The 14536-nt window shown below is 64.2% G+C and carries 16 protein-coding genes; 2 read left to right on the top strand and 14 right to left on the bottom strand.

Annotation, left to right across the window (positions count from 1 at the left end; all coding sequences use genetic code 11):
- Positions 1–24: 24 nt before the first annotated feature.
- The 13 genes from LRQ04_RS09090 to LRQ04_RS09030 all read right to left on the bottom strand — a co-directional run bounded on the left by LRQ04_RS09090 (position 25) and on the right by LRQ04_RS09030 (position 12677).
- Positions 25–1341, bottom strand: coding sequence for a deoxyguanosinetriphosphate triphosphohydrolase (locus tag LRQ04_RS09090; protein WP_235519647.1), 1317 nt, complete (start codon positions 1339–1341; stop codon positions 25–27).
- A gap of 63 nt (positions 1342–1404) precedes the next feature.
- Positions 1405–2586 carry a tRNA dihydrouridine synthase DusB gene (gene dusB, locus LRQ04_RS09085; RefSeq protein WP_235519645.1) on the bottom strand — a complete coding sequence of 394 codons (1182 nt, stop codon included), beginning with the start codon at positions 2584–2586 and terminating at the stop codon, positions 1405–1407.
- A gap of 43 nt (positions 2587–2629) precedes the next feature.
- Complete coding sequence (locus tag LRQ04_RS09080) at positions 2630–3241, bottom strand: response regulator (protein WP_235519644.1); 612 nt, start codon at positions 3239–3241, stop codon at positions 2630–2632.
- Positions 3238–4347, bottom strand: a complete 1110-nt coding sequence (locus tag LRQ04_RS09075) for a sensor histidine kinase (protein WP_235519643.1) — start codon at positions 4345–4347, stop codon at positions 3238–3240. Before LRQ04_RS09075 ends, LRQ04_RS09080 begins: the two co-directional genes overlap by 4 nt.
- Positions 4348–4376: 29 nt before the next feature.
- Entirely contained in the window at positions 4377–5153 is a 777-nt protein-coding gene (locus tag LRQ04_RS09070) for an ABC transporter permease (RefSeq protein WP_235519641.1), read from the bottom strand.
- Complete coding sequence (locus LRQ04_RS09065) at positions 5150–6088, bottom strand: ABC transporter ATP-binding protein (protein WP_235519640.1); 939 nt, start codon at positions 6086–6088, stop codon at positions 5150–5152. Before LRQ04_RS09065 ends, LRQ04_RS09070 begins: the two co-directional genes overlap by 4 nt.
- A 100-nt stretch (positions 6089–6188) precedes the next feature.
- A complete protein-coding gene (locus LRQ04_RS09060) occupies positions 6189–7679 on the bottom strand; it encodes a YibE/F family protein (RefSeq protein WP_235519639.1) in 1491 nt (496 codons plus the stop codon).
- A gap of 53 nt (positions 7680–7732) precedes the next feature.
- Positions 7733–8164 (bottom strand): BBE domain-containing protein, encoded by a 432-nt coding sequence (locus LRQ04_RS09055; RefSeq protein ID WP_235519636.1) that lies wholly within the window; start codon positions 8162–8164, stop codon positions 7733–7735.
- A 10-nt stretch (positions 8165–8174) separates the two neighbouring features.
- Positions 8175–8504: a hypothetical protein gene (locus tag LRQ04_RS09050; protein WP_235519634.1), complete on the bottom strand. Its 330-nt coding sequence runs from the start codon at positions 8502–8504 to the stop codon at positions 8175–8177.
- 97 nt (positions 8505–8601) lie between these two features.
- Positions 8602–9003: an FAD-binding oxidoreductase gene (locus tag LRQ04_RS09045; RefSeq protein ID WP_235519632.1), complete on the bottom strand. Its 402-nt coding sequence runs from the start codon at positions 9001–9003 to the stop codon at positions 8602–8604.
- A 207-nt stretch (positions 9004–9210) separates the two neighbouring features.
- Positions 9211–10173, bottom strand: a complete 963-nt coding sequence (locus LRQ04_RS09040) for a GNAT family N-acetyltransferase (RefSeq protein ID WP_235519631.1) — start codon at positions 10171–10173, stop codon at positions 9211–9213.
- Positions 10174–10175: 2 nt separating this feature from the next.
- Positions 10176–11561 (bottom strand): glycine--tRNA ligase, encoded by a 1386-nt coding sequence (locus tag LRQ04_RS09035; protein ID WP_235519629.1) that lies wholly within the window; start codon positions 11559–11561, stop codon positions 10176–10178.
- A 111-nt stretch (positions 11562–11672) separates the two neighbouring features.
- On the bottom strand, positions 11673–12677 hold the full coding sequence (locus tag LRQ04_RS09030; RefSeq protein WP_235519628.1) for a DMT family transporter: 1005 nt from the start codon (positions 12675–12677) through the stop codon (positions 11673–11675).
- A gap of 23 nt (positions 12678–12700) precedes the next feature.
- Between LRQ04_RS09030 and LRQ04_RS09025 the strand changes: the two genes are divergently transcribed.
- Complete coding sequence (locus LRQ04_RS09025; protein WP_235519626.1) at positions 12701–12928, top strand: RNA-binding S4 domain-containing protein; 228 nt, start codon at positions 12701–12703, stop codon at positions 12926–12928.
- 23 nt (positions 12929–12951) lie between these two features.
- On the opposite strand, the gene LRQ04_RS09020 is transcribed toward LRQ04_RS09025, so the two are convergent.
- Entirely contained in the window at positions 12952–13602 is a 651-nt protein-coding gene (locus tag LRQ04_RS09020; RefSeq protein ID WP_235519624.1) for an alpha/beta hydrolase, read from the bottom strand.
- A 70-nt stretch (positions 13603–13672) separates the two neighbouring features.
- Here LRQ04_RS09020 and LRQ04_RS09015 point away from each other — a divergent pair, with 70 nt between their 5' ends.
- On the top strand, positions 13673–14515 hold the full coding sequence (locus LRQ04_RS09015; protein WP_235519623.1) for an SGNH/GDSL hydrolase family protein: 843 nt from the start codon (positions 13673–13675) through the stop codon (positions 14513–14515).
- The last annotated feature ends 21 nt before the right edge of the window (positions 14516–14536 follow it).

Genomic DNA, 14536 nt, shown 5'->3' with positions numbered 1-14536 from the left:
TCGCTCGGCCGTGGGCTCCCGGCTTCACCAGAGTGACGGCAGGCTGCCCACCAGGCGCTCGTACATGGCCAAGGCAGAGGCATCGGTCAGTGAGGCAACCTGGTCGACCACCACACGAAGCCGGGCGCCGTCGTCGACGGCGTCACGCCAGTCGGACGCGAACATCGGCTCCAGGTGACGGTCGCCTGTCGCGTTCAGGACGCCCACCAGCGCGTGGAGGACCTCGCGTTGACGCTCGTACACCGGCTGGCGGTGGTCCGTGGAAATAACGAAAGTGGTGGCCAGGCCCTTGAGGACAGCGATCTCCGCCACCGTTTCATCCGGGACCATGAGTTCGGCGTCGTACCGGGTCAGGTTGGCGGGCCCGAAATGTCCGCGGGTTGTCTCCATGGCGCTCTGGCAGAAGCGGCCAATCAGCTGGCTGGTCATGTCCTTCAGCGCCGCCATCGACTTCCGGCTGCCATCGGCTTCACGGACCCAGACCTTGGTGGCTTCGAGCCGGGCAAGGGCGGCATCGATTTCCGCAGGATCGTGGTGCGGCAAGTACCACTGCTTGGTGTAGCCCACCACGCGGGCACGGTGGTCAGGGTTCTCCATCCACTTCAACTGGAAGTGGCCGGCAACGATCGCGTCTTCCACATCGTGCACCGAGTAGGAGATGTCGTCTGCCAGGTCCATGACCTGCGCTTCGATGCAGGAACGGTTTCCGGGCGCACCCTCACGGAGCCATTCGAACACAGGAAGGTCGTCCTCGTAGGCGCCAAATTTGCTGGTGCGGTGCCCGTGGATGACGGGGGCGTCCACGGCTGACCACGGGTATTTGGACGCCGCGTCCAGGCTTGCGCGGGTGAGGTTCAGGCCCGCTGGGCGGCCGTCCTCGGCCAGTACCTTGGGTTCCAACCGGGTCAGTAACCGCAGCGTCTGCGCATTGCCTTCGAACCCGCCGATGGTGTGCGCCACTTCGTTGAGGGCGGACTCGCCGTTGTGGCCGAAGGGCGGGTGGCCAAGGTCGTGGCTGAGGCACGCGGTGTCCACGACGTCGGGGTCGCAGCCCAGGGAACGCCCCAGCTCCCGGCCCACCTGGGCCACTTCAAGGCTATGGGTCAGCCTGGTGCGCACAAAGTCGTCAGTGTCAGGAGCCACGACCTGGGTCTTGGCTCCGAGCCTGCGCAGGGCCGAGGAATGCAGGACCCTGGCCCGGTCCCGTTCGAAGTCCGAGCGGTAATTGCTCTTGCGGGGTTCTTCGACCCAACGCGCGGAATCGGCGTCGACGTAGCCGGGAATTGCCTGCACGTAATCGTGTGCGGTTCCGTTGTGGCCGACCATCGCTTCGGTTCCCATGGGTATCTGCCTCCTTCAAGCGCCGGGTGTGGTGCTTCTTGGGCCAGTCTTACACGTGTGAGGCTAGCCGCCCGACACGTCCAGCTCCGCAGCCGAGATATCGGCGCTCTGTTCAGCGTTCAGCTGACGGCTTTCCAGCCAATCCTTGGGGAGTGCGGGCTTCTTGGGCGAGCCTGCCCGGCCTCGGGGGCCCTCGGAATCGACGCCAGGATAAGGCGAGTCCATGTCCAGTTCGTCGAGGTATCCGCGGAGGACTTCAAGGGTGGGGACGGTGGCGAGTTTGGTGCGCAGTTCGCTGCCCACCACATATCCCTTGAAGTACCAGGCCATGTGCTTGCGGATCTCGCGCAGGGCCTTGTATTCGTCGTTGCCGAACGTCTCAACCATCAGTTCGGCGTGCCGGTACACACCCTCGGCAACTTCGCGCAGTCCAGGGCGGTGCCGCTCTTCGCTGCCCTCAAAGGCTGCCTGCAGATCACCGAAGAGCCAGGGCCGGCCCTGGCAACCACGACCCACCACCACGCCGTCGACTCCCGTTTCACGGACCATGCGAACGGCGTCTTCCGCTGACCAGATGTCGCCATTGCCCAGGACCGGGATGTCGGGAAGCGCTTCGCGGAGCCGGGCGATGGCTGACCAGTCGGCCTGTCCGGAGTAGAACTGGGCGGCGGTGCGCCCGTGCAGGGCAACGGCAGCCACGCCCGAATCGCGGGCGATGCGGCCGGCGTCGAGGTACGTCAGGTGGTCATCATCGATGCCCTTGCGCATCTTGATGGTGAGCGGAATATCTCCCTTTGACGCTTCCCGGACCGCCGTCTGGACGATGGACGTGAAGAGATCAATTTTCCAGGGCAGGGCGGAACCGCCGCCTCGCCGGGTGACCTTGGGAACCGGGCAGCCAAAATTGAGGTCGATGTGGTCGGCGCGGTCTTCCTCCACCAGCATCCGCACCGCCGCGCCCACTGTCACAGGATCCACCCCGTACAGCTGTACGGAGCGGACCTTCTCGTCATCATCGTGGGAAATGATGCGCAACGATTCCGGTGTCCGTTCCACCAGGGCACGCGAGGTCACCATCTCTGCCACATACAGGCCGCCGCCGTATTCACGGCAGAGCCTGCGGAAGGCTGAGTTGGTGATCCCGGCCATCGGGGCAAGGATCACCGGGGTGTCGACGGTGATCCCGCCGAGCTTCAAAGGCGGGAGCTCGAGCTTCGGTGCGGGGGGCGTTGCTACTACAGTCACCCATCCATTGTTGCAAACGCGGGCAAATCGGGGAGGCGGGCCCTTAGAGAAGCCACCCGTTCTCATGGGCCAACCGCACGGCTTCGGCCCGCGTCCGCCCACCGGTCTTGGCCATGGCCGCCGAGAGATAGTTTCGGACCGTGCCTTCGGAAAGCATCGCGGCCTTGGAAATATCGGCCACCGTACCGCCGTCGGACGCCGCCTTCAGCACCTCCGCCTCGCGTTCGGTCAACGGACTGTCTCCCGACATCAACGACTCGGCTGCGAGCGAAGGGTCCACCACCCGCAGCCCTTGGTGCACCCGCCGAACCGCCTCGGCCAGCTGCCGCGCCGGGGTGTCCTTGACCACGAACCCGGACGCTCCGGCCTGCATGGCCCTCCTGAGATATCCCGGCCTGCCGAACGTCGTGACCATCAGGACGTGGCACGACGGTGCCGCACGGCGAACGGCGGCCGCTGCGGAAATACCGTCCAGGCCCGGCATTTCGACATCCAGCATGGCCACGTCAGCCGCATGCTCCACCACGGCCGCAACCACACCGGTCCCATCCCCCAGCTCAGCCACTACTTCGATGTCCGCTTCAAGGCCCAACAAGGCAGCGAGGGCACCCCGGACCAAGGCTTGGTCGTCCGCGATCACCAACCGAATGCTCATACGTCAACTGCCAATCTGAACCCTCCCAGGTCGCTCGCACCAATACTTACCGTTCCGCCGGCCGTGGCGGCACGCTCCCGGATCCCTGCCAACCCGCTGCCGGGGACGCCCGGCCCCGGCCCCACGCCGTCGTCCTCCACCAAGACGGTCGACGCCGTCAACCGGACCCGGCACTGGACGGCGCCTGAATGCCGCACAACGTTCGTGACGCCTTCCCGCAGCACCCAGCCGAACAGTTCCCGATACTTGGCCGGCACCTGCTCCACTGTCCGGGGAAGGTCGGCTTGGATGCCGGCCGATTCCAAGGCGGTCCTCGCCGCCGCAAGTTCGGCAAGGACGTTGACCCAGCGGTATCCGGCCACCGTGGCCCGGACGTCGGCGAGCGCACCACGGGCAAGCTCCTGGACTTCACTGATCTCCCCTGCTGCCCTGTCCTTTGCCGGGCCGCCGGGGATGGCTTCCATCAATCGGCCTGCCAGTTCCGCTTTGACGGCAATGACGGTGAGGGAATGTCCCAGGATGTCGTGCATGTCCCGGGCTACGCGGCTGCGTTCGGCCGCCACAGCGGCGTCTGCGAGTTCTGTTTGGGCGGCCCGCAGCGCTGTTGTCTGGCGGATCAGGCGCGCGAAAGAGGACATCATGAAGCCGAGGGACAGGATCAGCGCCGGCTGGAAGAATGCCTGCTCCGGGCTGCCCTCTGCCAGTTCGGAGGCCAGGGAGATACCGGACAGTGCCATGATCAAGGCGAAGTCGACGCGGGGCGGCAGCGTGGTCATTCCAATGGCGCATGCAAGGAATGGCCAGGTCCACAGTGCTTCCTTGCCCACCAGCAGGATGACGAGTCCGTTCAGGGCCAGGAGGATCGTGACGCAGGCCAAACCCGTCCGGGCGTTCCTTCCCCGGCTGATCATGGGCAGGAGGGCGTAAGCCGCAAAGAAAGCCACCAACGACGCCGAGGCGAGAACCTTCCAGCTCACGGGCTCGTCCACGGACCATACGAGGTTCCAGGTGGGCCAGGCCCACAACACGATGGAGAACGCAGCGCCGATGAACCATTTTCGGGGACCTGGACCGCGGAGTGTTTCCCACAAGGACGGGCTGCTCATGGATCCCACCTTAGTCACGGCCCAGCGGCTCAGACACGGTTGGTGTCGCGACGGAAGGCCATGGCTGCCCCGCCCACGAATATCGCCAGCCAGACCAGGACGTTCACGATCCACAGGGCATCGAACTCCCCGGTGATGGGGCTTCGTGCCAGCTGTCCGATCCCGTAGGCCGGGGTGAATTTGGCGATGGCACCAAAAGTATCGCCCATGATCTCAATCGGCATGAAGAGCCCTCCGAGCATGGCCAGAATGGCCAGGGCCGGGCCCAGGATCTGCATGACGTTCTGGCTTGGCATGAGGTAACCCACGAAGAGACCGAGTGCGGCGAATACCAAGGAACCCACCCAGGCCACCAGGCCGGCGGTCAGCCATGTCTGGGCGTCCATGGTTACCCCGGCGAGGGCACCGATCACGAACTGGGCGATCACTGCAACCAAGGAGAGGGTCAGCGCGGCCGCGGCCTTGACGGCTATGTACGCACCGGGCAACAGGGGTGTGAGGCGCAACTGCCTGCTCCAGCCCTGGGCACGTTCCACGGCCACCTGGCTGCCCGCACCCGTGGCTGCTGTCATGGCCGCATAGACGGTGAGGCTGATCAGGATGTACTGACCGTAGCTGTGTCCATTGGGCAGTTGCTGGTTCTTATTGGACAAGCCGAAGATGAAAAAGAAGATCGCCGGCATGAGCACCGTGAACATGATGGTCCGCCGGTTGCGGAGCATGCGTTTAATCTCAATCCAGAGGAATGTGGCGTTGACGCCGCCCGCGGAGGGCTTGCGGTCCTGAATTGCTGTTCCCTGGCTCATATCCGGTCCCCTTCCATGGCTGTGGGGGCCGTGGCCGGCCCGGCCTCGTCTGCGGTGAGGGCCACGAAGGCTTCCTCAAGGTTGTTCGCGACGACCTCAAGGTCGTGGGCGCCGGTATTGGTGAGCAGGAAACGGACCACGGAATCCGAGTCGGCAGAGCGGACGGTGACCCGACCGCCGTCGAACTCCACCTGATCCGCCGCAGGCAGGCCTGCCAGCAAGACTCGGTCATCTGCGGGAAGTGATGCCCGGACGGTTCTTCCGGAAGCCAGGTTCTTGATCTGGGCTGCGGTGCCGTCGGCAACCACTTTCCCTTGGCGCACCAGCACGATCCGGTCAGCGTAGGCGTCTGCTTCTTCGAGGTAGTGCGTAGCAAAAATGACTGTTCGCCCCCTCGAAGCGTCGTCGCGGATGGCTGACCAGAAGTCGCGGCGTCCGGCGACGTCCATTCCGGTGGTTGGCTCATCCAGGATCAGAAGCCCGGGGTCCGAGACCAGCGCCATGGCGAAACGTAGCCTTTGCTGTTGGCCGCCGGAGCATTTTTCAACCCTGCGATCGGCGATGTCCAGAATCCCTGCGCGGGTCAGGACCTCGTCCACGGGCCGGGCCGAATCGAACATGGCCGCCGTTAGCTGCACTGTTTCCCTGACGCTGATGTCCCGCAGCAGGCCTCCGGTCTGCATGACGGCCGCTACTTGCCCACGGGCTATGGCTCCCCGGGGCGCATGCCCGAAGATGGACACCTCCCCGGCGTCCGGAGCGCTGAGGCCCAGGATCATGTCGATGGTGGTGGTCTTGCCGGCGCCGTTCGGGCCCAGGAAAGCCACCACTTCGCCTTGCTCCACGGTCAGGTCCAGGCCGCGCACCGCCTGGACCTTGCCAAAATTCTTATGCAGTCCGGCGGCGCGAACGGCCGGCACTCCGGGTGTTGTCATTGCTCTCCCTGGAATAGGTCTTGTACACCCATACAAGCCGGGGAACCTTCCGCGCACCCGTAGCGGGTGTCATCGGTTCAGCATGACAAATGTCATCCGGTCAATCGCTGCTTCGGCGCTCCGCTTCGCGCTGCGCCCGACGACTCCCTGGCCGGGCGGTCCTGGCACCGGCAGCCGGTTCCGGGGTGGCGCCTTGCCGGACGCCGGCGTCGTTCGTTTCGTCCTGCCCGGAACCGACGACGACGGCGGCCGCGGCCAGCGCGCCGGTATCCTCAAGGCCGTCGGCACTTACGGCCGGTCCCCCGGCAGCGGCAAGGCGCTTCATGCCGGTGGCTTTGACCACCAGGACACCGATGAGGGTAGTGACCGGAATCGCTAGGACCAGCCCGATGGAGCCCACCAGGGTGCGGATGACTTCCTCGGACAATTCAGCGCTGGTGAGAGCCTCTGCCAACGGGCGGTCGTACAACATCACAATGATCAGAATGGGAAGTGCCGCACCGGCGTAGGCAAACGCGATGGTGTAGACCGTCGAGGCGATGTGGTCCCGCCCAATCCTCATGGCAGAAGTAAACAGCTTCCGGGCGCTGGTGTTGGGTGCCAGCTCGTACAGCTCCCACACCGCCGACGATTGGGTGATGGTGACGTCGTTGAGGACGCCCAGGCCGGAAATGATGAGGCCACAAAGGATGATTCCGGAAATGGAAATCTGGGGTGACATGTTCACCAGCGTGGAAGCATCATGGTTGCCCACGCCGGCCAGGTTGGCCGCGTCAGTGGCCCACGCCGCCAGGAGCGCCGTGATCGCCAGCCCGAAAATGGTTCCCAGCAAGGCCGTGGACGTCCTCGCCGAGAATCCATGGGCAAAGTACAGGACCCCGATCATGATCACCGTGGACCCCACCAGCGCCAACAAGAGCGGCGGCTTGCCCTCCACCAGACCGGGCAGGATGAAGCTGACCAGGACAAAGTAGGCTCCCACCAGGCCCAGGAGCGCACGGAAACCGCGCCAGCGGGCCACCGCAATCACCACCACGGCATACAGCACAGCCAGGGCCGCTATGGGGATGTTGCGCACGAAGTCGACGAAAACGTACGACGGCGCGCCACTGCCAGCCGTGTTGCCTTGCACGCCCGAAAGATTCAGGTACCGGATGGAGTCACCAACGTCCACGCCATGGGACATCGCGACATCAGGGTTGATGACGACTTTGACCGCCTCACCGCCCTTGTCCGGCACAGTGAAAGCGAAGGTGCACTGGGAGCCGCCGGCCTGGTTCTGGCCTGTGCTGGGCTGACCTGTGGTGGGTTGACCCGTGTCTGACTGCCCCGTCTGGGTGCAGCTTTCCACCACAACGCTTTGTATCTTGCCGGTGTCGAACGTGACCCCCGGGGCAGCCTGGTAGGGACTTGAAAAGTTGATCCCCTCCCGGCTGCCCGAGGGCCACATGAGCACCATCGCCACAAGGGTCAATACGCCCAAGGGAACCAGGACTGCCGCCAGCAGCAAGTTGGCCCTTTTACGGGAAGCGACCGCCTGCGGGGTTGGTTCCGAACCCTCAGGATGACCGTGGGAGTGACTGTGGCCCATCAGCTGCAAAACCTCATGGGCTTAAGCCTACGTGGATCCGGTGGACTCCCGGCTCAGCGTGGCGGGATGTTCTGGTTGACGCGGAAGAGGTTGTCGGGGTCGTATTTGGCTTTGACCGATACCAACTTCTCCCAGTTGGGTCCGTAGTTGTCCGCGACCCGGTTCTGGTCCTCCGAGTCCATGAAGTTGATGTATCCACCAGCCTCCGAGTGCGGTGCCAATGCGGCCGCGTACGCGCGGGCCCAGGCGATGTTGGCTTCGTTATCTGCAGGATCGGGCCACTGGGTCGCAATGACCGGAGAGAACTTCATGTCCCGGTGGGCGAAGGCAGTGTCCTCTACGGCTACCCGGGACACAGCGCCATCGATGGGATAGATGTGAACGGCGGTGTTCATGCTGGTCACGGTGGCCCCGAATTGGGTGTGGGCGGCGATCGCGCCGTCGTTGAGTTCGCGCAGGAAGTTGGCCTTCCAATACCCCTGCATGCCCTTTGGATTAAGCCCGTCGAAGGCGACGTTCAGCGCCGGGTACGGCCTTTCCGTGCCATTCCTCCGGAAGGAAAGGCACAGGCGGCCCTTGATGGAAGCCCAGGAATGCCCCGAACTCTTCGGGTGCGGAAGCTATGTAGTCACGGTAGAACCTGGCCACTGCGGGAATGTTCTCCGCGCCGTAAATGATGATGCCCGCATGGACAATATCCACAGGAAGGAGTGCGAACTCAAGGGATGTCACCACCCCGAAGTTGCCTCCCCTGCCCCGGATCGCCCAGAACAAGTCTTCATTCTGTTCCTCGCTGGCGATCAGGAACTTGCCGTTTGCCGTCACGACATCTGCCGGGACAAGGTTTGTCGCAGGAGAGTCCGTACTTCCTTGCGAGGTACCCGATCCCGCCGCCCAAGGTCAGGCCCGCCACACCCGTGGATCAAACGATTCCACCGGTGGTCGCAAGCCCGAAAGCGTGCGTGGCGTGGTTGAAGTCGGCCCAGGTCGTACCGCCTTCGGCCCGGGCCCTGGACTTCTGGGGATCCACCCGGACCCCCGTGCGATTAACGAAGTCCAACACCAGAGCGTCGTCCCACGTCCCGAAACCAGGAGCGCTGTGCCCGCCGCCCCTGATGGCCAGCGGCATGGAGCTCTCGCGGGCAAAGTTCACGCCGGCGATGACGTCGGAGACCTGCGCTACATGGATGACCCCGGCAGGACGTTTGTCCACCATCGCGTTGAAAACGGCGCGTGCCGCGTCGTAGTCAGGATCTTCAGGAGTGACGAGTTGCCCACGCAACTGTTCCCGCAGCCGTCGAGGGCGATCTTGTTCATAGTGCATACCATCGATTCAGACGTGAGACCGGACTTTCCACACGCCTCTCCTCCCGGATGTGACGGCGTGGGGGCTTACTTCGATGGACCTACTTCTGAGCCTCGGCCGCGTCAAGAACCTCTGATAAGGACCAGAAAACAACGAATCCTGCCTGCCCCTGGAAACAGGGCCAGACAGGATTCGCAGTGCTCCAAAGTCGTACGTGGATTCCGGTCAGTCGCTCACGATCAACGTATCTGCACCACGAACGTGGGCTTTCCCGGACTCGAACAGTGGTCCCAGGACCGAGCGCAGCGCCGTCATCGATTCGTCGACTTCCAGCAGCACAGGGTGCTGGTAGGCGATCAGAGCCAGGAGGTCACGCACTGCCGCTTCCGCGTCCCCATCGGAAAGACTGGGATCGTGTCCCAGGAAGACATCCGATGGTTCATCGGAGTTGCCCTGGGCGTAGCTGACGGCAAACGCCTGGATTTTGCCCTTGCGGCTCGCCGGAACGCCCTGGCCAAAGGCACTGGCTTTCGGCGCCCGCAGGACGATCGCACCGTGGGCGCCCGCGAGGTCATGCAAGAACAAGCGCTGGACCGTCGCGATGCTAAGCTCCCCCGGGCTGTCCCAGTGGTGGACATGCGAGTAGTACTTACCCACCACGTCGCTGAGCTCCACCGAACCTGTTGCCAGGTCCTCCACGCGCTCCGACGCCGCTTCCTCGGAACCATCCCCGAAACGCGGCAGCTTCAGCGGCTCGGGTTCCACCACAACCAGTTGCGAACGCTGGATGGGGGCAAGTCCCGCTGCAGCGGCAAATGCCGCGCCGGGAGTATCCGGTTCCACTTTGCTGCGAAGCTTTGAAACGCCCGACGGCGAGTCCCCGGCTTCGCGGCGCAGCATGGCCAGGAGGGTGGAACCAACGCCGCTGCGCCGATGGTCCTTGGCAACCTCGATGTACGCCCAGAGGCGTTCCGGGTGCAGCGAAGCTTCATGGACGACGCCGGCGGCAACGGGAATGCGCCCACCGTCCACGACGTCTTCGGCCACGATGCAACGCCGCCATGGCTGGTTGCTGGACGGGGCCAGGGCCGCCCGGAACTGCTCAGCGGGCAGGGTTTCCGGACCACCCCAGATCTCCAGGAGGGCGAGGTCGTCGCCCTCCTTCCATTCGCGGTATTCCAGAGCCACGGTCAGGCGCCGATCAGGCGTGCGGCCAGGTAGCCCTCAACCTTGTCCAGGGACACACGTTCCTGGCTCATGGTGTCGCGCTCGCGGATGGTGACGGCCTGGTCTTCGAGGGTGTCGAAGTCCACGGTGATGCAGAACGGGGTACCGATTTCGTCCTGGCGACGGTAACGGCGGCCGATGGCGCCGGCGTCGTCGAAGTCGATGTTCCAGTTCTGGCGCAGCTGCGCGCCCAGGGCCTTGGCCTTCGGGGAAAGGTCCTCGTTGCGGCTCAGCGGCAGGACGGCGGCCTTGACCGGCGCGAGGCGGGGGTCAAGCTTCAGCACGGTGCGCACGTCCACGCCACCCTTGGCGTTGGGGGCCTCGTCCTCGGTGTACGCATCGATCAGGAAGGCCATGAAGGAACGGGTCAAACCAGCGGCCGGCTCAATAACGTACGGGGTGTACCGCTCGTTGGTGGCCTGGTTGAAGTAGCTCAGGTCCGTGCCGGAAGCCTTGGCGTGGGTGGAGAGGTCAAAGTCGGTGCGGTTGGCGATGCCCTCAAGCTCGCCCCACTCGGAGCCCTGGAAACCGAAGCGGTATTCGATGTCCGTGGTGCCCTTGGAGTAGTGGCTGAGCTTCTCCAGCGGGTGCTCGAAGAAACGCAGGTTCTCCTCACGGATGCCCAGGTTGGTGTACCAGGACATGCGCTCCTTCATCCAGTACTGGTGCCATTCTTCATCCGTGCCTGGCTCGACGAAGAATTCCATTTCCATCTGCTCGAACTCGCGGGTACGGAAGATGAAGTTGCCCGGGGTGATCTCGTTGCGGAAGGACTTGCCGATCTGGCCGATGCCGAACGGCGGCTTCTTCCGGGAAGTGGTCAGCACGTTGTTGAAGTTCACGAAAATACCCTGCGCGGTTTCCGGACGCAGGTAGTGCATGCCTTCCTCGCTGGCCACCGGGCCCAGGAAGGTTTTCAGCAGGCCGGAGAATTCCTGGGGTTCGGTCCACTGGCCGCGGGTGCCGCAGTTGGCGCAGACGATGTCCGCGAGGCCGTTCTCGGCGGGGCGGCCCTTCTTTTCCTCGAACTCTTCAAGGAGGTGGTCGGCGCGGTAGCGCTTGTGGCAGGACAGGCATTCCACCAGCGGGTCGGAGAACACCTCGACGTGGCCGGAGGCTTCCCAGACCTGGCGGGGCAGGATGACCGAGGAGTCCAGGCCCACTACGTCTTCACGGCCGCGGACCATGCTCTGCCACCACTGGCGCTTGATGTTTTCCTTCAACTCCGCACCCAAGGGGCCGTAATCCCACGCGGAACGGGAGCCACCATAGATTTCACCGGCCTGGAAGACAAAGCCCCTCCGCTTGGAGAGGGAAATGACCTGGTCAAGGACGGATTTTGCTGCCATGGGTAACTCCATTTGTTCTACAGGGCCGCTGGGTGCGGTCCGCGGTGGTTAGCCCCGGATTCCGGACGTGGTTGTCCGGCGGGGAGGTTGGGGAAATTGCTGTCTCCTACCCTACCGGCCTTTGGCCGCACCCCTTCGTGCGAAAGCTCCCCTGGGCCAAGGCAGGGTGGCCACGATGATCGCGGCAAGCGTCAGCACGGTTCCCAGCACCGTGGGCAAGGCGACCACCGCGCCGGGACTGGGGATCACGACGTCGAGCACCAGAGAGCCCACCAACTGGCCCGCAATCATGCCCAGCCCGGTGATCAGTACCCCGAGGCTGCGGACCAGCAGCGCTGCCAGGCCAATGAAAAGGCAGCCCATGGGACCACCGAGGTAGTACCACCACTCCGACGGAAGCGGATTTCCGGGACCGGCGACTGCCAGTTTGATGAGCCAGGCGATCCAAAGAATCGCGGAGCCGGCGATGAAATTGACCAACGTGGCGGCGACGGGCGTCCCGTAGTGGACGGTCGCGGTTCCGTTCATCGCTTGCTGGAAGCTCATCAGGAATCCGGCGGCCAGCGGAAGCAGCACGGGCAACAGCAGCGAGGCAACATCCGCGTCAGCCCCGAACCGCGGCGAAACAGCCCACGCGACGGCGGCGACGGTCAGGACACTGCCCAGGACGCGGACGCCGGTAATGGCGCGTTTCCCGCCGGGCCCGATGCCCATGCGGTCCACGAGCAGTCCACTGAGGGTCTGCCCCGTCACTGCGGCAACAGTAAACAGTGCCACGCCGAGGAGTGCCACCGTGAACGACTGGGCAAAAACGAACAGCGCACCGATGGCGCCTGCCATCACGTAAAAACGGGGAAAGCTGCGGTTCCGGATCGCTGGGACGATGCGCTGAAGACCGGCCCTGCCTTTGGGGGTCGCCAACGAAATCGCGCTGATGAGAATCAGGCCTGTGGTGAAGCTCACCACGGCAGCTGCTATGCCGTCGTTCAGTGTGGCGCCAAGGGCACCATTGATCCTTCCTTGAAGCGGAATGACCAGGCCCGTTGCTACTGCAATCGGGAGCCCAAGGGCAAGCGGAAAGGCGGAACGGGAAGAAGGCTGCGGCACTGTCACCACACTACTTCAGGCATCATTGCTGTATGAGCAACCCGGAAACCGAAGAGATCCCTATCCGCGACGACATGATCCGCCTTGGCCAGCTGCTGAAGCTTGCCAGCCTGGTGGAGGACGGCGTGGAGGCCGCGGAGCTCATCAAGAACGGCCTGGTCAAGGTCAACGGTGAGATCGACGAACGCCGCGGCCGCCAACTCCACCCCGGCGATACCGTGACGGTCAACGGTCAGACTGTGAAGATCACCGCCGCCTAGCCCGGGGGTTTTTGTACAAAAACTTAAGCCGTCAGCACTTTGTGGGTGAGGAACTCCCCCACATGCCCGATTTCCTGCTGGTTGATCCCGTGCCACATCCCGGTATAAAGCACTTTGGTGAGGTCCACGTGCTTGCGCACCCAGCCCATGGTGTAGTCGATCTTGTCCGGGGTGATGACGGGATCCTGCTGGTCGCGGCCCCAGAACATCGGCAGGGTTCCGTCCAGTTCGTCGTCGCGGAAGGCCGCGTCAGCGCCGGCGTCGATGACAAAACCGGAAAGCCCGACGACGGCCGCGAAGTCCGCGGGCCGGTACCGGAGCATCGTGGTCGCCATGGCCATGCCCATGGAGAACCCCAGGAGCGTCACTGAGGAGTGGTTGGCCTTGACTGAGTCGAGCCACTCCAAGGCGTACTCGGCAGCAAGCTTGACGGCATCGATGGAGTAGTCGATGGACGCCGTGAGCGGGAACCAGGTATAGCCGGGCCCTGTCGGCATGGGGGCGCGGAGGGCCGCCACCACGAAACCGTCCGGCAGCATCCCGGCAAGGCTGAAGAGGTCTTCCTCGTTGGAACCGTAGCCATGCAGCAGGACCAGCAAAGGCTTGCCGGCACGGTCGGCTTCGTCGTGGGACCACAGGACAACGGGCGCGGGGAATGCGGGAGCTTCAGTCATGGGTCTATTCTTGCAGTTACCCACAAGTAACAACTTACGGTCGCGTAGGGTGGGGGACACGAGGCAGGATATGAGCGTGAGTGAGAACAATCCTTTGCTGAAGCCGGGAGCCCCGGCACAAAACCACCCCTGGAGCCGTTACGTGGCGCTGGGCGATTCCTTCACGGAGGGCATCGGCGATCCCGAGCCCCTCAACCCCGGAGGTTACCGCGGCTGGGCGGACCGCGTGGCCGAAGAGCTGGGCCGCGGCCACGACGACTTCGCCTACGCCAACCTCGCCATCAGGGGCCGGCTGCTGCAGCAGATCGTCGACGAACAAGTGGGCCCCTGCCTTGAGCTCCAGCCCGATCTTGTCTCGATTTCCGCCGGCGGCAACGACCTCATCCGGCCAGGCGGCGACCCCGACCTGCTGGCCGAAAAGCTTGACGCCGCCGTGGCTAAGCTCAGTTCCGGCGGTGCCACGGTTGTCCTGTTCAACGGCCCCGACACTGCGTCCTCTGTCCTGGGCCGGATCCGGGGAAAGGTGGCGATCTACAACGAGAACCTCCGGACAGTGGCCGCTCGGCACGACGCCATCATCGCCGATATGTGGTCCCTTCGTCAGCTGTCGGATTCCCAGATGTGGGATGTGGACCGGCTGCACTTCTCCCCCTTGGGCCACCACACCATCGCCATGATGGTCCTGGACGCCCTCAACGTCGAGCACACCCTTGAGCCATTGATGCCCAAAGCCCTCCCGCCGCGGACCTGGCGTGAAGCCCGCTCTTCGGACCTCGTCTGGGCACGTGAGTACTTTGTCCCGTGGGTCTTGCGCAGGCTTCGGCACCAGTCTTCCGGCGACGGCATAACGCCAAAGCGCCCGACGCCGGGTCCCGTCTTCGGCGCCGACGGCACCTTGCTGCCGCGCAACTGACGTGCGGCTCGCGTCCGGGGA

It is taken from the genome of Paenarthrobacter sp. AR 02 (assembly GCF_021538675.1).
In the GTDB taxonomy this organism is placed as follows: Bacteria; Actinomycetota; Actinomycetes; order Actinomycetales; family Micrococcaceae; genus Arthrobacter.
The sequence above is the reverse complement of the archived record's forward strand: the minus strand, read 5'-3'. Positions and strand labels throughout refer to the sequence as shown.

Bases quoted from the DNA above. Each gene is read 5' to 3' on its own strand.
- LRQ04_RS09090 (WP_235519647.1), bottom strand. From the start codon at position 1,341: ATGGGAACCGAAGCGATGGTCGGCCACAACGGAACCGCACACGATTAC.
- LRQ04_RS09080 (WP_235519644.1), bottom strand. From the start codon at position 3,241: ATGAGCATTCGGTTGGTGATCGCGGACGACCAAGCCTTGGTCCGGGGT.
- LRQ04_RS09075 (WP_235519643.1), bottom strand. From the start codon at position 4,347: ATGAGCAGCCCGTCCTTGTGGGAAACACTCCGCGGTCCAGGTCCCCGA.
- LRQ04_RS09070 (WP_235519641.1), bottom strand. From the start codon at position 5,153: ATGAGCCAGGGAACAGCAATTCAGGACCGCAAGCCCTCCGCGGGCGGC.
- LRQ04_RS09065 (WP_235519640.1), bottom strand. From the start codon at position 6,088: ATGACAACACCCGGAGTGCCGGCCGTTCGCGCCGCCGGACTGCATAAG.
- LRQ04_RS09060 (WP_235519639.1), bottom strand. From the start codon at position 7,679: ATGGGCCACAGTCACTCCCACGGTCATCCTGAGGGTTCGGAACCAACC.
- LRQ04_RS09055 (WP_235519636.1), bottom strand. From the start codon at position 8,164: ATGCAGGGGTATTGGAAGGCCAACTTCCTGCGCGAACTCAACGACGGC.
- LRQ04_RS09045 (WP_235519632.1), bottom strand. From the start codon at position 9,003: ATGCACTATGAACAAGATCGCCCTCGACGGCTGCGGGAACAGTTGCGT.
- LRQ04_RS09035 (WP_235519629.1), bottom strand. From the start codon at position 11,561: ATGGCAGCAAAATCCGTCCTTGACCAGGTCATTTCCCTCTCCAAGCGG.
- LRQ04_RS09025 (WP_235519626.1), top strand. From the start codon at position 12,701: ATGAGCAACCCGGAAACCGAAGAGATCCCTATCCGCGACGACATGATC.
- LRQ04_RS09020 (WP_235519624.1), bottom strand. From the start codon at position 13,602: ATGACTGAAGCTCCCGCATTCCCCGCGCCCGTTGTCCTGTGGTCCCAC.
- LRQ04_RS09015 (WP_235519623.1), top strand. From the start codon at position 13,673: ATGAGCGTGAGTGAGAACAATCCTTTGCTGAAGCCGGGAGCCCCGGCA.